The 20,469-nt window shown below is 46.8% G+C and carries 20 protein-coding genes and 1 tRNA gene; 4 read left to right on the forward strand and 17 right to left on the reverse strand.

Annotation, left to right across the window (positions count from 1 at the left end):
• Nucleotides 1-84: 84 nt before the first annotated feature.
• The 6 genes from ADA01nite_RS02820 to ADA01nite_RS02845 form a co-directional block, all read right to left on the reverse strand.
• Nucleotides 85-372 carry a hypothetical protein gene (locus tag ADA01nite_RS02820; protein ID WP_146808388.1) on the reverse strand — a complete coding sequence of 96 codons (288 nt, stop codon included), beginning with the start codon at nt 370-372 and terminating at the stop codon, nt 85-87.
• 132 nt (nt 373-504) lie between these two features.
• Nucleotides 505-1,830: an Ig-like domain-containing domain gene (locus ADA01nite_RS02825; protein ID WP_146808389.1), complete on the reverse strand. Its 1,326-nt coding sequence runs from the start codon at nt 1,828-1,830 to the stop codon at nt 505-507.
• The gene (locus ADA01nite_RS02830; RefSeq protein ID WP_170230122.1) at nt 1,790-2,188 is read right to left on the reverse strand and encodes an S-layer homology domain-containing protein; all 399 of its coding nucleotides are present in this window, start codon (nt 2,186-2,188) and stop codon (nt 1,790-1,792) included. The genes ADA01nite_RS02825 and ADA01nite_RS02830 overlap by 41 nt, the downstream gene beginning before the upstream one ends.
• 331 nt (nt 2,189-2,519) lie before the next feature.
• Nucleotides 2,520-2,596: transfer RNA gene (locus ADA01nite_RS02835), tRNA-Arg, on the reverse strand.
• A 146-nt stretch (nt 2,597-2,742) separates the two neighbouring features.
• Nucleotides 2,743-3,024, reverse strand: coding sequence for a hypothetical protein (locus ADA01nite_RS02840; RefSeq protein WP_146808391.1), 282 nt, complete (start codon nt 3,022-3,024; stop codon nt 2,743-2,745).
• Between the two features lie 23 nt (nt 3,025-3,047).
• A complete protein-coding gene (locus ADA01nite_RS02845) occupies nt 3,048-3,995 on the reverse strand; it encodes a hypothetical protein (protein WP_146808392.1) in 948 nt (315 codons plus the stop codon).
• Between the two features lie 555 nt (nt 3,996-4,550).
• Here ADA01nite_RS02845 and ADA01nite_RS02850 point away from each other — a divergent pair.
• Nucleotides 4,551-5,048 (forward strand): N-acetyltransferase, encoded by a 498-nt coding sequence (locus ADA01nite_RS02850; RefSeq protein WP_146808393.1) that lies wholly within the window; start codon nt 4,551-4,553, stop codon nt 5,046-5,048.
• Between the two features lie 50 nt (nt 5,049-5,098).
• On the opposite strand, the gene ADA01nite_RS22520 is transcribed toward ADA01nite_RS02850, so the two are convergent.
• On the reverse strand, nt 5,099-6,151 hold the full coding sequence (locus tag ADA01nite_RS22520; protein ID WP_246147195.1) for a YkvA family protein: 1,053 nt from the start codon (nt 6,149-6,151) through the stop codon (nt 5,099-5,101).
• 208 nt (nt 6,152-6,359) lie between these two features.
• Nucleotides 6,360-7,382, reverse strand: a complete 1,023-nt coding sequence (namA, locus tag ADA01nite_RS02860) for an NADPH dehydrogenase NamA (protein WP_146808394.1) — start codon at nt 7,380-7,382, stop codon at nt 6,360-6,362.
• A gap of 145 nt (nt 7,383-7,527) precedes the next feature.
• Between namA and ADA01nite_RS02865 the strand changes: the two genes are divergently transcribed.
• Nucleotides 7,528-8,025, forward strand: a complete 498-nt coding sequence (locus ADA01nite_RS02865) for a DUF2062 domain-containing protein (RefSeq protein ID WP_146808395.1) — start codon at nt 7,528-7,530, stop codon at nt 8,023-8,025.
• A gap of 40 nt (nt 8,026-8,065) precedes the next feature.
• On the opposite strand, the gene ADA01nite_RS02870 is transcribed toward ADA01nite_RS02865, so the two are convergent.
• The 5 genes from ADA01nite_RS02870 to ADA01nite_RS02890 form a co-directional block, all read right to left on the reverse strand.
• Nucleotides 8,066-8,860: an ABC transporter ATP-binding protein gene (locus tag ADA01nite_RS02870; protein WP_146808396.1), complete on the reverse strand. Its 795-nt coding sequence runs from the start codon at nt 8,858-8,860 to the stop codon at nt 8,066-8,068.
• Nucleotides 8,853-9,800 carry an ABC transporter permease gene (locus ADA01nite_RS02875; protein WP_146808397.1) on the reverse strand — a complete coding sequence of 316 codons (948 nt, stop codon included), beginning with the start codon at nt 9,798-9,800 and terminating at the stop codon, nt 8,853-8,855. Before ADA01nite_RS02875 ends, ADA01nite_RS02870 begins: the two co-directional genes overlap by 8 nt.
• Before the next feature lie 122 nt (nt 9,801-9,922).
• Nucleotides 9,923-10,984, reverse strand: a complete 1,062-nt coding sequence (locus ADA01nite_RS02880) for an ABC transporter substrate-binding protein (RefSeq protein ID WP_146808398.1) — start codon at nt 10,982-10,984, stop codon at nt 9,923-9,925.
• Nucleotides 10,985-11,222: 238 nt separating this feature from the next.
• The gene (locus ADA01nite_RS02885) at nt 11,223-11,504 is read right to left on the reverse strand and encodes a hypothetical protein (RefSeq protein ID WP_146808399.1); all 282 of its coding nucleotides are present in this window, start codon (nt 11,502-11,504) and stop codon (nt 11,223-11,225) included.
• An 81-nt stretch (nt 11,505-11,585) separates the two neighbouring features.
• On the reverse strand, nt 11,586-12,509 hold the full coding sequence (locus tag ADA01nite_RS02890) for an RluA family pseudouridine synthase (RefSeq protein ID WP_146808400.1): 924 nt from the start codon (nt 12,507-12,509) through the stop codon (nt 11,586-11,588).
• A 180-nt stretch (nt 12,510-12,689) separates the two neighbouring features.
• On the opposite strand from ADA01nite_RS02890, the gene pyc reads away from it, so the two are divergent.
• Nucleotides 12,690-16,145 carry a pyruvate carboxylase gene (gene pyc / locus ADA01nite_RS02895; RefSeq protein ID WP_146808401.1) on the forward strand — a complete coding sequence of 1,152 codons (3,456 nt, stop codon included), beginning with the start codon at nt 12,690-12,692 and terminating at the stop codon, nt 16,143-16,145.
• A gap of 46 nt (nt 16,146-16,191) precedes the next feature.
• On the opposite strand, the gene ytfJ is transcribed toward pyc, so the two are convergent.
• On the reverse strand, nt 16,192-16,686 hold the full coding sequence (gene ytfJ, locus ADA01nite_RS02900) for a GerW family sporulation protein (protein WP_146808402.1): 495 nt from the start codon (nt 16,684-16,686) through the stop codon (nt 16,192-16,194).
• Nucleotides 16,659-17,333, reverse strand: coding sequence for a DUF2953 domain-containing protein (locus ADA01nite_RS02905; protein WP_146808403.1), 675 nt, complete (start codon nt 17,331-17,333; stop codon nt 16,659-16,661). Before ADA01nite_RS02905 ends, ytfJ begins: the two co-directional genes overlap by 28 nt.
• A gap of 138 nt (nt 17,334-17,471) precedes the next feature.
• On the opposite strand from ADA01nite_RS02905, the gene ADA01nite_RS02910 reads away from it, so the two are divergent.
• Entirely contained in the window at nt 17,472-18,422 is a 951-nt protein-coding gene (locus tag ADA01nite_RS02910) for an S-layer homology domain-containing protein (RefSeq protein WP_146808404.1), read from the forward strand.
• A 105-nt stretch (nt 18,423-18,527) separates the two neighbouring features.
• On the opposite strand, the gene ADA01nite_RS02915 is transcribed toward ADA01nite_RS02910, so the two are convergent.
• Nucleotides 18,528-19,337, reverse strand: a complete 810-nt coding sequence (locus ADA01nite_RS02915) for a CoA-transferase subunit beta (protein ID WP_146808405.1) — start codon at nt 19,335-19,337, stop codon at nt 18,528-18,530.
• Between the two features lies 1 nt (nt 19,338).
• Nucleotides 19,339-20,313: a CoA transferase subunit A gene (locus tag ADA01nite_RS02920; RefSeq protein WP_146808406.1), complete on the reverse strand. Its 975-nt coding sequence runs from the start codon at nt 20,311-20,313 to the stop codon at nt 19,339-19,341.
• Between the last annotated feature and the right edge of the window lie 156 nt (nt 20,314-20,469).

Consider the following 20,469-nt stretch of genomic DNA (forward strand, 5'->3'; position numbering starts at 1 on the left):
TAGTTAGAAATTTTTATATTCTCTTAGATACATATATATCTAAAATAAATTAACTCCCCGGTAACATACCAGAGGGGGGTTTTATTAGCATGGTAAAAACCTTTCTTCATGAAGGGCTGTAACCATTTGTTCTAAAGTTAAATTGAAGTTTATATCCTCTACCCTAATTTTAAATTTTCTTTCGGAGGGGACATATAACACATCATTACCATTAATCTGATACAGTACTACCGTTTGGTTTTTCTGTTCAGCATATCGTTTAGCCTTATATAAAACCGAAAAAATCATGCCCCATGTGGGCAGGTATGGTTTTGTGCGTTTTATCTTTATCAAATCGGTAATAATTCTGTCTAAGGATTCGACTGTCTCCATTTCAAACATTCCCCTTGGTAACTCTGATTTTAATAACAAAAGATTAACATAAAACTACTCCCTGGTAACATACCAGAGAGCGGTTTCATTACGTTGCTATTATGCAAACATTTTTAAGAAAATCTTTGAAAATTAAAAGAATTCATTTGCGTTTGTGCCGCCAGTAGTAAGCGTTATCCCAGGGGTGCCTGGAACAAGCTCAAAATGGCTTGCTTCTACCTTGTTAACTGTAGCAGACACTTGTGCATTTGTTAATTGATAGTTCAAATCATCAACTAAATCGTCCATATTAGCATATTGATACCCTAGCAAAATCTCGGCAGTATGAGTTCCATCACTTATAGTAAATAAACAATTCTTAGAAGTATCATCATCACTACCTGAAAATGACTTATCTTGAAAAAAGTAATTCCAATCATCACCATCTAACATAACGGATGCATTACTACCAGTCTTGAAGGTATTAATATTAAATGTATCGTCTGCTGCGTAACTGCCTGCATTCAGCGTCCAATTAGCAGGCTGGATACCGTGACCAAAATAATAATCTTGAATTTGACTTTCAATGGCCGAGCCAATAACTTGACCAATGCTAAAACCATTTCGTGGTATATTCCAATTTAGAGTAATCGCGATAGTGGTTATACCATCACTTATGGTAAATGTTTTAGCATTGTTCCCACTAAAGTCGGCAGATGTCATGGGCTTGCTTCGCTGATTGGCTTGAGTGGCATATACAGTTGAAAAATCAAAATTAGTTATTGCTTTACTTTGTATGCGATTGGCATTAGTTGTGAAGGTCCATATTGTTTTGTCTTGAATGCCCGCAAAGGAATTACCTGCAATGTCAGGAATAGCCCCATTCTCAATCTCAATATAATAACGTGTAGAACCACCTAATCCAGGGTTTTTGATTGTGACCTTATTTCCCGATACACTTACTCCAGACTGATTATTTGTACTGAGAGAAGCAACGATACTGTCATCAATTGTTTTCTTTATCCAGATTGTTTTTTCAGTTCTTAAAGCTACATTCTCATCAAAACTTATAGCGAAATCATTTGTGGCACTTACTCCTACCGCATTATTACTTGGATTTAATTCCTGAACAACAGGAGGAGTTGTATCTACGGGTGCCGGCTGCACTGCTACGGTGAAGCTTTGACTTACGGTGCCTCCTTTACCATCTGTGGCCCTCACAGTTACCATCGTTGTACCAGGCGCTTTCAGTGTAATATATATATCAGTACCATCAAGCGCTACAGTAACTACCTCTTCGTCACTAGAGACAACATCAAAGAGCAATTGATCTCCATCTGGATCTATAAAGTACCCTCTTAAATCTATTTGTATCCTTGTTCCTCCCACAGTACCTGATTGATCCTGTATTCTATTTGTTACTACGGGAATCTCATTATCAGGTAGATAAGTAATTGTTTGTTCCGGCTCCGCCTCCATTAGAACTACTATTGTTATTCTGAGTCGGCGCAGGAATTTCTGTCTGCTCTGGTGCAGGAATTGAGGTGTTTGGTGGTTGAGGTTGATTTTGGATTGGATTTTGTTTTTTTTGTGCCTCAACTACCCGAAGAAATTTGCTTGCTACCAAGGCAACCGCTTGCCTTTCAGCATTTCCCCCGGGATTGAAGGTGCCATCGCTGTTCCCTACAAGCAGTCCGAGCTCTACTGCCATGGCAACAGCATCTTTTGCAAACGAGTTATCTATATCTGAGAAAGTAGTTAATGCATATACAGGAAGTGCACAAGAACTAAGTAATGCAGCAGTAGTTAAAATTCCTATAATTTTTGTTTTATTCAAAATATTAATCCCCTCCTACTCCTAGAATTTTAATTTCTATATTTCTCCATCTTATTAAAGAAACTAATCCCGCCATAGTAAAAATTCAGTCACATTACTTATCAATATTATGTTTTTTGAACCAATTTCTTAAGGACTATTATACCTATAACGCTATATGACTGAGTCATAATTTTATAAATCGGGTATTCAGCTGCTCACTCTATTTCTTTTTGATACCTCGGACCCCTCCGGCCGCTTTCTTCTGACCAACAAAAAAGCGCTATGTCAACGTCTTGTCACCGTTTGATTTAACGATGCTAAAACGTTGATATAGCGCTCAAATTTCGCATGGCGTCCCAGGAGAGATTCGAACTCCCGACCGACGGCTTAGAAGGCCGTTGCTCTATCCAGCTGAGCTACTGGGACAATGTTTTAATGTATTGCAGCGACAAGAATTATATTATCACACAAAAGAAGATAAAAGCAAGAGCCTTTTTTAGAAAATCAACGTAAAAATTTCAATTACGGATATATAGGAAAACGGCAAGGCGCGATGCATCGCCTTGCCTTTATTATTCCTGCATATGCAGCCCAGCGGACAGCCAGCCGGATGCGGCATCGTATTCCTGCCAGTATTGTTCCCATTTGGCGACAAATGCTTCCATTGCCTCAATCCATTTCAACAAATGGTTCCGCTCCCGGGCCAGTTCGGCGATGCCTTGCATATCACTTTCCTGAAAGCACATCCGAACTTCTTCTTCTATCCACTGCACCTGCAGCCGCTTATGAGCCACAACCTGCCGCAGACGTTCAAAGCGACGATGCAATGCGTCAAATCCTTCAATCGCTTCCATCTATACGGCCATCCTTACTCTTATTATTTGTTTACAGCCTCAACAACTTTTTCAAGTGCAGCAGCAATCGCCTCACACTTTTCTTTTTCCGCCACCAGGGTAGAGATCGCGGACATGTTATTGTCTTTGAAGTGCTCCAGTACCTCTTCTTCCATTTCTTTGATGCGCTGCTCTAGTTTCTCCATGGAATCCTGCGCGTTTACCAGTACATCTTCAAATACGCTTGCTGTTTTTACATCGTTTGCCATCGATGCGGCAACCTCCTCTTCCCTTTGAATGTTTACTGTTTCTTCCACACGTTCCTGTATAAGCTCCGTTGCGTGAATTTCTTCGGCCTGCGTCTCGGTTACGCCATCTTCCTCTTTATAATCGACAATGACCAATCCTTCAATAACGCGAAAACGCGGATCGCCTTCCGGCACAAACACATAATCACGACGCGAGATATTCAGCTCATGTTCCATCATCAGCAGCAACTGCGCAAGAGGCAATTGTTTAATCTGCTTATCTGAAAGAAAACGGTACAGGCGGTCATTGGCAATTTCCCAGCGGGCCAAGTACCATAGCTCCGAGCCGGCAAACCGGACAAAACGCGGGTCTTTGTACAGCGGGAGCTTGTCCTCGGTATAGCTATAAGAGACGACATTGTGCCGACGCAATTTCTTAAGACATTGTTCCGCAGTAAGCGGCCCTTTATTCTCTAGAAAATAGCGTACCAGCTCTTCCGCGATATGGTCACGAAAAGGCACTTCCATCTCCACTACCGCATGGGATGATCCTACATGGAACGGGGAGACTTTTTCAGCCAGCGCCCCATCAATCACCTCGGACGGCGATTGATGGACGCGCCGTAAACTTGTAGCGTATGTATTCTGCAGACGGCTTTCTAATTCCTGCCTGGAAAGCGAGCGTTCGCCTGTGCGAAACACTTTTTTTAACATACTGCTTGGCGTGTATACTAACTCACTCATCCCAAGACCCCTTTGCACATGTCTTATCGTGTATTATCATACCATGTTCTGATCGGGGATGGACAGGTAATTTAACGTTTTGTTCATTTTTCCTACTTTCTCTCCTTCGATTCGACCATGTGTTTTCTCACAACTTTTTCATAATTACTGTTCTGCAGATAATACTATTTCCCTCTTTTTAGATGTATGATGAGTAAGTAGCATATTTATCATGTTCATTATGAAAAAGGGGATGGAGAAATGGAACCGGTATCCGCAGTAAACGCAATCGTGGCTTTATTCGGCATGTTCGCCGTTCCGATTGTCATTAATTTTCTTGTTCTTTCTCGTGCGGAAAGGAAATATCAAAAGTAAACAGCAACTTTAATGGAAAATGCACCCATGAAAAGGCAAAGCGGAGCCCGGACTCCTGACTTTGCCTTTTTTTATAAAAATTCATCTCTCCTTATATTCAATCTAGACATATCAAGAATTTATATGTATATTTATTATTGTAAATCCAATAATTATTCAAAAAACGTTGCGTAGACAGAAATTCTATGGAGGGATAGCTTTATGTTCATTCGCAAGGCTAAAATACAGGACCTGGACGGAATGATGGCTTTAATTAATGAATATGCGCAGCAGGGCCTGATGCTGCCTCGGTCAAAGCTATCACTCTGCGAAACGCTGCACTGCTTTTCAGTGGTCATTGATAATGAAGGGGAAGTAAGCGACCCGGGTACGGTCATCGGAGTCGGAGGTCTGCATATTCTCTGGGAGGATCTGGCCGAAGTACGATCGCTCGCCATTTCGGAAAAAGCAAAAGGAAGAGGGCTTGGCAAGAAGCTGGTCAACCATCTTATCGACGAAGCCGAGCAACTTGGGCTAAAACGCGTTATGTCACTAACGTACCAACAGAAATTTTTCGAGAAATGCGACTTCTATGTAGTCCAGAAAGAAACGCTGCCGCATAAAGTTTGGAAAGACTGCATCAACTGCTCAAAATTCCCAAGCTGTGACGAAATTGCCATGATTAAGGACTTAGCACCGATTGCAATGACCATAAAGTAAAGAGAGATGGCGAAGCGGAAGAATACCCGAATAACCCGCCTCGCCACTTTTTATTTCCTGCCTTTAAATACATTTTTAATCATATCGAACCGGCTTGTACCTACAAGCGAATTCGCTTTGGCCAGTACATCACGAATGACATTCATAATATTCTTATCACCGTTCCAATGCTCGTTAATAACCTCTTCATCTACATCTATCAGCATCTTATTCAGCGCTAAGGTGGCAAAGATGATATCGTCGATAAATCCGCCGGGTCCGGTGAGAATCTCCGGAATAATATCAAACGGTGTCATAAAATATACGACCGCAGCAAGTGCAATCGACTTGGAACGGAACGATACGCGGTTGTCTTTGACCAGACGGGCGAGCAGTACGAACAGGTCGGGAGCGAGCATCAAATACGGGGTAATTTTCTCCGTTCGCCTCTCCCCGATTTTTTCCCTCATATACTTTTCAATCTTCTCGCGCAGTTGATCGTAGTAGCGCTTATGCTGTCGCTCGATCACGACCAATTCCCCGTCACTATATGATCGAGACGCTTCTTCCTCAATGTCCGGTGATACTTCCACGTCCTCTACCGGCTCCATCCAATCAAACTCCGGCGTTTCCAGCAGAATGTCTGGAGGCACTGTCACTTCCAGTTGCAGTGCCCCTCTTTCAAATGCCACCTTCTCTACCGTAATATTCTGCAATACCGGATAGGCACTGGCAAGTGGAGCCAGTTGTACAGTAATGCGCGTGTCAGAAACATGAATATCCCGTTCGTTTCCCAAAACATTCATGAGCAGCGATTTGCCGGTAAGATTCTTCGTTAGAAACATTTCGGTTTCATGTATCAGCTTCTGTGTGATTGACACTTTTTCCTTCTGCACATCTTCTGAATAAACCATTGTAAGGTAGCGTCCGGAAGCATCAAAACGGAACGTGTCTAACTGCAGCGTATACAGCACCGGCAGCCATTCGCCGCGTAATTTAATCTGCGCTTTCACTACCGCATATCCGTCATAGAGGCGGAGCTCATTCAAGCAAATATCGTCAGGAAGCCGTTGGTTGAGCCTGGGTACAACTGCTGCGTTAATCATTTGCTCGCTTACTTTCATCCGAAATCGACTCCTTCCTTACCTTTACTATTATCTTACCCTTATGTGGCCGCAACGATAATATCTTCCCCGGTCTCAACGGCCAATTGAATCATAATGTCTCCCCCTCCTCTGCCCCCTCATCTATCGCTTTGTATATATTGTACCCACTTCTGAGACAGCAAAAAAGCATTCCAGACATAAAAAGTCGGAATGCTTGGCAAAAGGTTTACTTAAATCCTCTTTCGTATTGACGCGGCCCGGTGTACGCACGATTACGCAGCCTTGCAGCCTGCAGCACCCAGTATGGATCACGCAGCAACGCACGCCCGAGAAAAACAAGATCCGCCCGCTCATTCCCGATAATCTCATTTGCCAGCGTATGTTCCTCGATTAATCCGACACAGCCCGTAGCAATGCCTGCTTCATGGCGAATCTTCTCTGCATAAGATACTTGATAACCCGGAAAAATCTTTTTGGGCATGACAGGCAGAATGGCACCGGATGAGCAGTCAATCAGATCAACACCAGCTTCTTTCGCCATTTTTGCGATTTGTACGCTGTCTTCAATCGTCAATCCGCCTTCGACATGATCAACGGCGGAGATGCGGAGATACAAGGGATTTTCCGCTGGCCACTCTTGCTTCACCGCTTCAATTACCCGTTTTAAAAACAGAAAGCGTCCTTCCAAACTTCCTCCATAACGGTCAGTACGCTTGTTGGATAACGGGGATAAAAATTCGTTAATCAAGTAGCCGTGCGCCCCATGAATCTCTACAATGTCAAATCCGGCTTCCCGTGCCCGGCGCGCACCCTGCCGCCATGCTTCTAGCACTTCTTCGATGTCAGCTTCCGTCAATTCATGCGGCACCTTGGAATTATCATCAAACGGGATCGCGCTCGGCGCCACGATCGTATCATTTAGCTTCGCTTTGCGTCCCGCGTGCGCCAACTGGATTGCCGCAGCGGCTCCCTGTGCTTTTACGAAGGATACGATTCGGCGCAGCGGCTCGATATGTTCATCACTCCAAATTCCTAAATCCTGATGGCTAATCCGGCCCCGCGCTTCTACTGCCGTCGCTTCCTGTATGACAAGACCTACACCGCCTGCAGCGCGTGTACCGTAATGAACATAATGCCAATCGGTTGCTTTTCCGTCATCTCCCGCCGAATACATACACATGGGCGACATAACAATTCGATTGCGTAGCGTGACATTTTTTTGGGTAAACGGGGTAAAAATATCAGACATATATAGCGCCTCCTTTTCCACACACTTACACAAGTAATGATACTATAAAAACCAAAGACATACTAACATTAGTTGCATTTTTTCGCTATAATAATGAGTATCTACTGATTGGACAGACAGCCTGCACAGGAAACGAGGAACTTGCATGTGGAGAAAAATATACCGGAAAATGAAGTATCAATACATTAAGCTGCTTCGTTCTAAAGGGGCCCCTTCAATAGTGGCCCGCAGCTTTTCACTCGGAATTTTTATCGAGTTTATTACACTGCCCACGCTAGGCTCGGCGTTCTTGCTTCTGTATCCGCTGAATCTGCTGATTCGCGGCAATTTCGCGGCTTCACTCATCGGATTTATCATGGGCAAATTTGTGCTTCCGCTGTTTTTTGTTCTCAATATGAGTGTAGGTACCATGCTGATCGGCGATACACTTAGCCCCGGTACTAACGAGATGGGGCACATGGGATTCATCGCATTGTGGGAATTCGTTAAAGAGAAGGGCGTCGCGTTTTTCGTTGGCAGTGCTGCAAATGGATCGATTATGGCCCTAATCTGTTATGTGCTTGTATTCTACGCGCTGCAATTGTACCGAAAAAAGCGGGAGAGCCGGCGTCTGGCACTACAGTTGAATAAAGATATGAGATAACAACAAACCCTCCGGAAATTCCGGAGGGTTTTCTTCTTTCTTATGCCAGCACCGCACGGTCGCTTGCGAATTTTTCGCCGCGAAGCCGTTGGAATTCAGCCAGAAGTCTTTCAATTGTCAGGTTCTTCTTCTCTTCCTCCGGCACATCGAGAATAATCATGCCTTTATCCATCATGATAAGACGGTTACCCAAGTCAAGCGCTTGCTGCATGTTGTGCGTAACCATCAGTGTCGTTAGCTTTTGCCGCCCGACAATTTCTTCCGTTAGCTCTGTAATCCGCTGAGCGCGCGCCGGGTCCAATGCTGCGGTGTGCTCATCAAGCAGAAGGACCTTCGGCTTGGTAAAGGTTGCCATTAACAAACTTAGCGCCTGGCGCTCACCGCCGGACAACAGCCCCACTTTCGCGCTCAACCGGTTTTCAAGCCCGAGATGAAGCGTCTCGAGGTATGTGCGGAATTCATCACGCCTTTTTGCTGTTACGCCTCTACCCAGCGTTCGACGCTTATCCCGAGCATACGCCAACGCAAGATTTTCTTCGATTGTCATGGCGGGCGCCGTACCGGCCATCGGATCCTGAAATACACGACCAATCATAGGAGCCCGCTTGTATTCGGGAAGATTATTTACCTTCACGCCGTCAATTTCTACGGTTCCGTAATCCGGTTTCAGCACGCCTGAAATAATATTCATGAGCGTTGATTTTCCGGCTCCGTTACTCCCGATGATCGTAACGAAATCGCCCGGGTTTAAATGGAGGTTCACATGGTTAAGCGCCACTTTCTCATCCACGGTTCCTTCATTAAATACCACGTAGATATCATTGAGCTTAAGCATGCTTCTTCACCTCGCCTCTTTCATGTACCATCTGTTGCTCCCGGTTCTTTGTCCGCACCGCTTTACGCTTCCGCTCTTTATAACTTGCAGAAATACGCGGCGCAATCAGTGCGGCGATAACAATTAAGGCAGTCATTAACTTCATATCGGACGGATCAAGCCCTACCTGCATTGCCAAAGCCACGACCATGCGATAAATAATAGCTCCGCCGATTACGGCGAACGTAGCGCGCACAATCGAGCGGTCACCGAAAATCGCCTCACCAATAATGACAGAAGCAAGGCCGATGATAATCATCCCGATACCCATGGATACATCCGCAAATCCTTGATACTGGGCATATAACGCCCCGGAGAGCGCTACAAGTCCGTTAGATATGCTTAATCCGATAATAATCGTATTATCCGTATTGGTGGAAAAACTGCGGATCATGCGCTGGTTGTTGCCCGTTGCCCGAATCGCGAGCCCCACTTCTGTATGAAGAAACCAGTCATTGATGAACTTAATAACAAGTGCAATGATTGCCAGCGCAAGCAAAAGACCGTAATCTCCCAGCGCAGAAAGCGCATCCTGAATTTGCGTAAACAGCGTATCTTCACCCAGCAGCGGCACATTCGCCTTGCCCATAATGCGAAGATTGATCGAATAAAGCGCAATCATGGACAAAATCCCTGACAACAGGGCATTAATCTTTCCTTTTGTATGCAGAATACCCGTCATCGCACCGACGACCAATCCAATCAAAAGCGCGGATACCGTCGATAAAAACGGCGCGAAGCCCGCTGTAATCATCGTGGCGCCAATCGCTCCGCCGGTGGCGAAACTACCGTCCACCGTCAAATCCGGAAAGTCTAAAATTCGAAATGTTAAATATACACCAAGCGCCATAATGGCAAAAATAAATCCTGATTCAATCGATCCTAATAACGCTACGCCCATAGCGTCCTCCTTTCACCTGCTCATCTGTCGATGTATTTATGCGGCATGGCAGGCTTCCGGAAAGAAGTCAGGGCTTCAGCTTCTTTCCTGTGAGGACCTGCTCATTCATTCGGTTTTATGCATTATTTTGCTTCCGTTTTTTCAATCAGCTGCGGATTCCACTTATCCATCGCCTCTTTTGGCAGCTTCTCAATATCAATGCCCTGAGCTTTTGCGGCTTCTTTGTTGATAGCAAGATTCAGCTTGTTCGGATAACCAACCGCTAAATCGCCCGGTTTCGCCCCGTCTTTTAAGATCTTCACCGCCATAAGACCGGTATCATAGCCAATATCAGAATACTCGAATCCAACGCCTGCAAAACCGCCTCCACGTACGGATTCAAGCTCACCTACAAACAGGGGGATTTTGCTTTTGTTTGCTACCGCTACAATGGATTTCAGCGCAGTGACCGCCGTATTATCCTGCGGTACATAAATCGCGTCCACTTTTTTGCCAACCAACGATTCCGCCGCCTGTTTTACTTCACTTGTATTAGTTGCAGTCGCTTCCACCGGGGTCAATTGCAGTTTGCCCAGTGCTTCTTTTGCCACTTTCACATTCGCCACAGAGTTCGCTTCACCGCTGTTATAAATAATGCCTACATTTTTTGCCTGCGGAAAGAAATCCTTAATAGCTTCCATCGTGTTCGGAATCGCGTCCGGAGGCGTATCGGAAAAACCGGTAATATTCTTGCCTGGCTTTTCAAGGTTATCCACCAGCTTAGCGCCTACCGGATCGGACACCGCTGTAAACAGAATCGGCGTATCCTTTACGTTCTGCAGCATTGCCTGCGCATTCGGCGTCGCAATTGCCAGAATCAAGTCTTTTTTGTCAGCCGCAAACTTCTGTGCAATCGTATTTGTATTTGTTGGGTCAGCTTGCGCATTCTGATAGTCGATTTCGATATTTTTTCCTTCTTCAAGTCCGTTTTCTTTTAGTGCTTTAATGAATCCTTCACGAGCCGCATCCAGGGCCGGATGTTCAACATACTGAGAAATACCTACCTTAAATTTTTTCTCTGTCCCAGCCCCTGTCTTCTGCTCCGTTTCGCCGGCCTGTTTACTGGCGCCCTGTCCGCCGCAAGCAGCAAGCAGCAACATCATTGCCGCAAGAAGAATCGCTGCCAGCCGTTTCTTTTTCACCATACACGTTCCCCCTACCAAAGCTTTTATTTTATTTTAAAAATTTCATTTACTTCAGTAGATACATTATAGCATGTTCTGTTTTACTTTAAAGCAAAAAAATAACGGAGATAATTTATTTTTTTAAAATTAAAGAAGGTAAATCGCTTGATTTTTCTACTTTAACGCGTTCATAGAGAACAGCAATAAAAATACTATTACTTGATTAACAAATCAAATAACAGTATTTTTAGCTTACAATTTATTTAATTCCCTGGATCATAGAAAACACAAACAAATCGAGTGAAAGCAAGAACCCGGCAAAGAAACCGAACATCCCGAACATAAACCGATTTTTCTTCGCTCTTTCAAATTGAAGCGCAGTCAGCACCCCGACAAATGGAATAGCGACCTCCAACGCAATAAAACGCATTCTAAGCCCTTCGTCTCCCCCTTTCAGCGCTTCAAACGAAATGGAATAATTATACGCCGCAAGCCCTATAATCACCAGCAAAAACGGACTCATCCGCAGTAATGTTTTCATTTCGCTTCTCCCCCTCTACTGCTTCCCATGTTACTTTGTTCCTCCTAAGCGGTAAAGAGCAGGAGAAAAATATTCACGAAATTATAATTTTTGCGAAGAAGAGAGAAGAGCCGACATATCTTCCGGGAGCGGCGCTTCAAATAAGAGGTCGGATTTATGACGCGGATGCGGAAACGTAAGCGTACGTGCATGAAGCGCCTGCCTTGCAATCAGCATTTTCTCCCCGCCGTATAAATCGTCTCCGAGCAGCGGATGCCCGATATGGCTCATATGGACGCGAATCTGGTGTGTACGCCCGGTATCGAGTTTCAATCTCAGATGCGTAAACTCCTTATATCTGCCTAGCACGTTATAATGGGTGCGCGCCCATTGCCCACTTTCATGAACGATGCGTTCCATAAGCGAGTCCGCTTTGCGCGCAATCGGCGCATCGATCGTGCCCTCTTCCTTTTCCACCTGTCCATGCACCAGCGCTTCGTAATAACGCGCAATCCCGTTCTGTCGTTGAACCGCAGCCAGCTGTTGGTGCGAATACTGACTTTTGGCAATCAACACCAGGCCCGATGTATCTTTATCCAACCGGTTAACCGGACGGAATTTACGCGAAATGCCCTGCTTTCGCCAGTGATACACTACACCGTTCGCCAGCGTCCCGCTTGGATAAAGCATCGTCGGATGCACGCATAAATTGGGCGCTTTGTTTACCACTAGAATGTCTTCATCTTCATATGTGATACAGAAAGAAACCGGCTCAGGTATAATATTTTCCGACTCTTCTTCCGGCAGGTATAACTCAATTGTGTCTCCTTCTCGCAGCGGATGATCCAAATACGTTGGTGCCCCGTTCAGGCGAATGCCTTTAACGTGTTTTAATTCAACCAACAGGCTGCGCGAAATACCGTGATCTTCGCGAAGAAAACTGCGTACGTTTTTTCCTGCCTCTTCAACCTCTCGTGGTACGATAAATCGGAGCACCTGCTGTTTTTTTTCCTGCTTTTCTTTCATGTTCTATCCCCCAGCATTTTCAATTCCAAACACTTCCCTTATATCTTCTGTACCGAAATGCTAATTTCATCGGTTTTTCGGTGTTTTGAATATTCATTCATGTGTTATTATTAATTTAGTTCTCAACTTTACATACCGTTTTGGTTTGAGAGACAAATTATATAGGAGAGGGAGATTTGAATGGCCCAGATTAAAAAGTTCAAGAAAATTCTGGTGGCAAACCGCGGCGAAATTGCCATCCGGATTTTCCGCGCCTGCACCGAGCTCGGTATCCGCACTGTCGCTGTATACTCTGAGCAAGACAATGTCGCTCTGCACCGTTTCAAAGCTGATGAAGCCTATTTAATCGGGGAAGGTAAAGGCCCGATTGAAGCCTATCTGGACATCGAAAGCATCATCGAAGTAGCCAAGCGCCACGATGTCGATGCCATTCATCCCGGCTACGGCTTCTTATCCGAAAACGAACAATTTGCCAGACGCTGCGAAGAAGAAGGCATTACGTTCATCGGACCGAAATCCGAACACATCGCCAAATTCGGCGACAAAGTCACCGCACGCCAGATGGCAATCGAAGCCGATATTCCGGTCATCCCTGGTACTCCGGAACCGGTGCGCACGCTGGAAGAAGCGCTGCGCTTTGTGAAAGAAAACGGCTACCCGATTATCATCAAAGCCGCATCCGGTGGCGGTGGCCGCGGCATGCGTATCGTCCGCAAGCAAAGTGAGCTTACGGATGCGCTTGATCGCGCCCGTTCCGAAGCAAAATCCGCCTTCGGAAACGCCGCCGTCTACCTTGAAAAATATCTTGAAAATCCAAAGCACATCGAAGTGCAAATCCTGGCCGACCAGCATGGACACGCCGTGCACCTATTTGAGCGCGACTGCTCGATTCAGCGCAGGCATCAAAAAGTCGTCGAGGTAGCACCAAGCCTGTCTCTTACGGAAAGACAGCGCGAAGAGATCTGCAACGCGGCGCTGCGTCTGGCCCGCTCGTCCAACTACATCAATGCCGGTACGGTCGAGTTTTTAGTCGCACCGGATGGAAAATTTTATTTTATCGAAGTTAACCCGCGAATTCAAGTAGAACACACGATTACCGAAATGGTGACCGGCATCGATATCGTTCAGTCACAGATTCGTATCGCGGAAGGGTACGCGCTTGAAGATCCGGAGATCGGCATTCCTTCCCAATCAAGCGTACAGATGCGCGGCTTCGCCATTCAGTCCCGCGTAACGACAGAAGATCCGGAGAAAGGATTTGTGCCGGATACAGGCCGTTTGCTTGCATACCGTTCCGCCAGCGGTTTTGGCGTGCGCCTAGACGCCGGCATCGGCGCACATGGCGCGACGATTACGCCACACTACGACTCTTTGCTCGTAAAAGTATCAACGCATGCGCTTACATTCGAACGAGCAGCCAGAAAAATGCTGCGTACCTTAAAAGAATTCCGGATTCGCGGCGTGAAAACAAACATCCCGTTCCTTGAGAACGTGATGCAGCACCCGGACTTCTTAAGCGGAAATTATAATACTTCCTTTATCGATACAAAACCAGAGCTATTTGAGTTCCCGATTCGTAAAGACCGCGGAACAAAAATTTTAACCTATATTGGACAAACGATTGTCAACGGCCACCCGGGCCTTACTAAGACGGACAAAAAACCGTTGTTCGGGGCTCCCCGCATTCCGGAAACATCCTATAAACAGGAGTATCCGGCGGGAACCAAACAAATTTTAGACGAGCAGGGACCGGAAGGCCTTGTCAAATGGATTCAGCAGCAGAAAAAACTGCTGGTGACCGACACGACGTTCCGTGACGCGCACCAATCGCTGTTCGCTACCCGTGTGCGTACGCACGATTTGCTGCAGATTGCGGAAGCGACCGGCAAACTGGCCCCTGACTTGTTCTCGCTTGAGATGTGGGGCGGGGCTACATTCGATACAAGCATGCGCTTCTTAAATGAAGATCCGTGGGACCGTCTGTGTAAGCTGCGCGAAAAGATTCCGAACCTGCTGTTCCAAATGCTGTTCCGCGGCGCCAACGCCGTTGGCTATACGAACTACCCGGACAATGTGATCAGGAAATTCATCGAAACGTCCGCGAAGGCAGGCATTGATGTCTTCCGGATTTTCGACAGCCTAAACTGGCTGGACGGCATGCGCCTCGCGATCGAGAGCGTACGCGAGACTGGAAAGATTGCGGAAGCCGCTATCTGCTACACCGGCGACATTCTCGATCCGAAACGTGAGAAATACAACTTGCAGTATTACGTCAACCTGGCGAAGGAGTTAGAAAAAGCGGGCGCGCATATTCTTGCGATCAAAGACATGGCCGGTCTTTTAAAGCCATACGCCGCGTACGAGTTGGTCAAAGCGCTGAAACAAGAAATCAGCATTCCGATCCACCTGCATACGCATGATACAAGCGGAAATGCGGGAGCGATGCTGCTAAAAGCGGCCGAAGCTGGCGTCGATATCGTGGATGCGGCACTTAGCTCTATGTCCGGTCTAACGTCGCAGCCCAGCTTGAATGCACTCGCCTACGCGCTTGAGCACGACAAACGTGCGACCGGACTCAATCACGAGAACTATCAAAAGCTCGCCGACTACTGGGAGGACGTCCGCAAATATTATGTCGGATTCGAGACCGATATGAAAGCAAGCAACGCTGAAGTGTACAAGCATGAAATGCCGGGCGGGCAGTACACCAACCTGGAGCAGCAGGCCAAAGCCGTCGGGCTTGGCGACCGCTGGGGCGAAGTGAAAGAGATGTACTCCACCGTGAACCGCATGTTCGGAGACATCGTCAAAGTCACACCATCATCGAAAGTGGTGGGAGATATGGCGCTGTTTATGGTACAAAACAACTTGACGGAAAAGGACGTATATGAGCGTGGAGAAAATATCGATTTCCCTGAGTCGGTGATTACCTTCTTCCAGGGATATCTCGGCCAGCCGCACGGCGGTTTTCCGGAAGAGTTGCAGCGTGTGATTCTGAAAGGGCGGGACTACTTTACATCCCGTCCGGGTGAGTTGCTGCCGTCCGCCGACTTTGAGGAGATCAAAACAATGCTTGAAGAAAAGCTGGAGCGTGAGATTACTGATTTCGATCTCCTGTCGTATGTTATGTATCCGCAGGTATTTTTAGACATGCAGAAGCGCCAGCAGGAATTCGGCGACGTATCTGTGCTTGATACGCCGACGTTCTTCTACGGTCTGCGCCTGGGTGAAGAAATCGCGGTCAACATCGAACAGGGAAAAACACTGATGGTAAAGCTGGTTTCCATCGGTGAAATCAGCCCGGACGGTACACGCACGATTTATTTTGAACTGAATGGCCAACCGCGTGAAATTAACATCAGGGATGCATCCGCTAAAGTCACGATCGCTCAGCGTCCGAAAGCGGACCCGTCGGAGCCGGGCCAAATCGGCGCTTCCATGCCGGGGAAAGTGCTGAAAGTCATGGTAGAGCAGGGGGACAAAGTGAAAAAAGGCGAGCATGTGATTGTCACCGAAGCGATGAAAATGGAGACGACAATGCAAGCTCCATTTAACGGTATCGTGAAAGAAATTCATGTCAAAGCCGGCGATACAATCGAATCAGGCGATTTGCTAATTGTAATTAATAAAAGCTAAATAGCTTTTCGAAGAAAAAAGAGCACCGCTGCGTGCTCTTTTTTCATTAATGAAGCTCATCAATAATCTGCTCGTCGCGTTTTCCCTCTTGCTTTTCTTCCCGGCCTTTATCGCCGCGAATCATACTCTGAATTTTCTCGACTACGGCGGGCGCCAAATCCATCATTCGTTCATACAGGTGAGACTGTCCCTGCAGTGAGATGGAACGCACGCCGTGTTTACCGACGATAAGGAACGCAATCGGCGTAATGGAAACACCGCCGCCGCTCCCCCCGCCAAACGGAAGATCGCTTCTTCGTCCCCCGTTTACGTGCTGGCGGGCCGCATCTCCATCAGTACGGTCATGACGCCGATCGGTTTCCTCATACGTTTCAAATTCGCTGCCGCCGGCGGCAAAGCCGAAACCAACCTTGGAAACCGGAATAATAACGCTTCCGTCCGGTGTTTCCACCGGGTCGCCGATGATGGTATTAACGTCCACCATTTCTTTAATATTTTCCATTGCTGTTTGCATTAAGCCTTGAATCGGATGTTCTCCCATACGCGCTCACGCCCTTTCAGGAAATAGTGCACTGCAATTCGAATGACTGCAATGATAGCATGTCCGATCCTGAAACGCAGTATACAGACAAGATGAGTATCCAGCATTTCACGATGAAATTCCGGCAGAACGTACAATCGAGGCTGCGTCGTAAGAGAGATATAGTGCGCAAGAACGGCGATAATCGAACTTTTTATGGCCCACACGGCACCGACGCTTGCGCCGGTAGCTGACGCTTCACCCAAGCCGATGCTTGTCCGCCATTCCAGCATCTCTCCCCGCACATATTTTAATGTGTGCCGCATAATCCCGTTTAAATCATAAACATTACGCAGCAATCGTACGAACTTTCGCTGCATTCGCTTTATCGTACGCGGGGTAATCCACATTTTTTTTCGTTCTTTTGCCTGCCCCTTTTGCCCGACTTCGGCCTTTTGTGATACTTTTACCCCTTTGGATAAACTCTCTATTTGCAGCATATTGACGGTAAAACGATATTTTAGTAAGCGCCTATACATAGATACTTCCACATCAATGCGGTCATTCTCCGCTGCTCGCTTGTACACGATCCGGATGCGTAAGGATGTAAACCAGATAAGCACTCCCAGGATTCCTGTACTACCCAAAAAAATCAGCCAGCCGTTCATATCCGCTCCACCTTCCCACACAGGTAGTATGAGCGTATTGCCTCTGTAACATACAGAAAATAAAAGCAACTTTTCCACAGATAATGAGTCAAAACAATTGATATTATTACATCAAACAATATAGGAGACGTGACAAAATTGAAAAAACATTGGATGGCGCTGGCTTTAGCCCCTTTCGTCGCCGGCAGCCTGCTGGCCGGCGGGCATTCCGCCGCTGCGGCCACCCCTTTTTCTGATATAGATGATCACTGGGCGGAGCCGCAGATTCTCTCGCTTGCCCGCCAGGGAATCGTAAATGGGATAAACGACGATACGTTTGCGCCCGATCGGCCTCTAACTCGCGGCCAGTTCGTCGTTATGCTTGCCAAAGTATTTAAAAGCAATTTGACCACACGGGGGACGGCGCAGGAGGCAAGAAAATATTTCTCTGATGTGGATGAATCGGACTATTACGCGGATGAGCTGGTCCGTCTTCGCAAAGCCGGTGTAATTGATGACCGTGGCGCGTTTCACGGAGAGCGGAAAATTACCCGGCAGGAAATGGCGCACTATCTTACCAATGCATACCGTTACCTCTACAAACAGGATTTATCTTCGATTATTAACGTTAAAAATGTTCCGTTTAAAGACGCAGGTGAAATTGCACCCGGTTATCGGGATGATGTCGTTATCGCAGATAAAATTAATTTAATCAGCGGACGCGATAACGGGAAATTCGATCCGCGCGCTACACTAACCCGGGCAGAAGCAGCCTATGTCATCTACCGTTTCGGACAGCTGGTGCCGTATGATGATATCGGCGTGCGTTCCGGCTCTCAACTGGCCAAGATCCAGGACGCCTATTACAAAAACGGACGATTGTATATTACCTTTACCTATCAGCTTCCTAGCGCCGGATACAGCGGCCAGATTATCATCATTACCCGCTCCGGACAGCAATTGAAGATCGATGTGGAGCAAGTTAAGCTCGACAGCAGTTCCTCCGCTTCAGGGTTTAAACAAACCCGCACGATTGTCGTAGATGAAAGCAACGTGCGAACCATTATTGTCCGCGTGAATGGAAAAGAAGAAGCACGATTCAACGTATAATCATTTCAAAAAAGAGTAGAGCAGGGATAAGGAATTCCCCGCTCTACTCTTTTTTGAACAAGAAGTAAGAAGGTGTGGAAGTTGAATGCTCATACTATATTTCGGTCACGGCAAAAAAATACCTTCAGGATCAACCACATCATGTAGGATGCGAAGCTCCTCGTACGTAGGCGGCTCCGTTTCTCCCTTGCAGTGTGAGAAATCAAGCTCGAAGCCGGTATTTTCCTGAAGCTGCTCACGGGTTATGCCGGGATGAAGCGTGTCTACATACATGACTCCCGTCTCTTCATTAAACCGGAATACCGCCATATTGGTAATGACTGCGCTCGGTCCTCCCAAAAACTTTTTGCCATAAGCTTCTCTGCGGTGTACAAGCGTTCCTTCAGGCCACTTCTTTACCATCCAACCCGGTGATGTGATATAGTCGACGTTCTCTTTGAAACGGCGCTTCTCCTGTACCATAATAAATACGGTACGCCTGGCGAGCGAGTTAATATCCGGATTGCCGCCGCTTCCCGGAAAACGCATAACCGGCGCAAGATAATCACCGACAACGGTCGTGTTAACGTTGCCGTACTTATCGATTTCCGCACCTCCGAGATACGCCAAATCAATTTTGCCGCGTTGAAGCTGATTAAACACATCAAACAACCCCGAAGCCACTGATGCCTTCGTCACGCAGCGCGGATCACCGACAGATGACGGAAGCGAATCGCCTTTGGAGTCAATGGTTCCTGCCTCGTAGATTAGCTTGCAGTTCGGTGCGCCGAGTTGCTGCGCCAGCATAATCGCAAGCATCGGCAGTCCGGTACCGGCAAAAACAACTTCCTCGTCTTTCACTTCGCGTGCCGCCGCCACTGCTAGCATATCCACAACGGAATATTCGCCAGGTTTTGCATACTGTTTATCCGCCATCTTACCTCGACCCCCGTTTCACTTTGGTGCTGTATTTGCGGTAGGAATTGGCCCGCAGTTTTTCCAAACGGGACACACCTAATTTATTCAGATATTCCTCATGGTCTTTTACGCCATATACCCATTCATCCACCCAGGCCACAAATCTTTCATCTGTCCTGGAAGCCGCCGCAAATTCACGGATAAACGGGCCGTCTACATCATAGAAGCCATATGCGCCGGTCGGATGCGCACTCCATGGCAATTCAACGATCGCATCCACCAGATAGCCCGGAATCAGGTTACGCTCCGGCTCTTCGCGAAGATAGGACTCTGGTACAATCTCTTCCGCCAGTACAATCACCAGATCAGACGCTTTAATCGCCTGTTCGTCCGAGTAGGTTTGTCCCGCGATCCGAATCGTCCCCTCTTCTCCTACCTGCTGGGCGTGCACGATACACACACGCGGGCGTACGGCCGGCACGTGAATCAATTCACCTTCGTTATAGAATGGATCCTGTACGAAATCGAATTTCTTCGCCGGAATTTTTTCGTTTGCTCCGTTACGCAGGCCGGCTTTTTCCAGCATGTCATACTCAGGATTTAAGATGTCAGTCCCGCGTGATGCCCAGGTCGGTAAATACGGAATTCCCATTGCTCCGGCCGTCATGCGGTACAGCATCTGCTGATGACTGTAGTCCTCTATTATGACTGAGCGCTCTCTCATTTTACGGTCCAAACAATAAGGAACCTTGCCGTATAGTTCATGGCCAATCCAGCACGATTCCCAGACGGAGACCGCCCCAGCACCTACAAGAAGTTCCGCATGCGTGCCGGAATTAACTTCTACAAGATGTAATCCTTTCTTCTCCTGACGCAGCATCTCATAAATCGCCGCCATCGGACGACGCCAAATGACAAAACCGCTGAACGTAATCATGTCGTTATCCTGGATCATCTGCACCGCTTCTTGCAGAGAACAGCGCTTATCCACCATGATTTATCCCTCCTTGCTCCTATTCTATATATTTTGTTTCATAATATTATTTTTAAAGAAATTCTGAAAAATGTCTACTATGCATGTTTTTCTTTTTTCGTCAAGCATTCTTTATACTGAAGGAGCGCTTGTTTGCTTCATTGAAATAACTACCAT

The organism is Aneurinibacillus danicus (assembly GCF_007991215.1).
Lineage (GTDB): Bacteria > Bacillota > Bacilli > Aneurinibacillales > Aneurinibacillaceae > Aneurinibacillus > Aneurinibacillus danicus.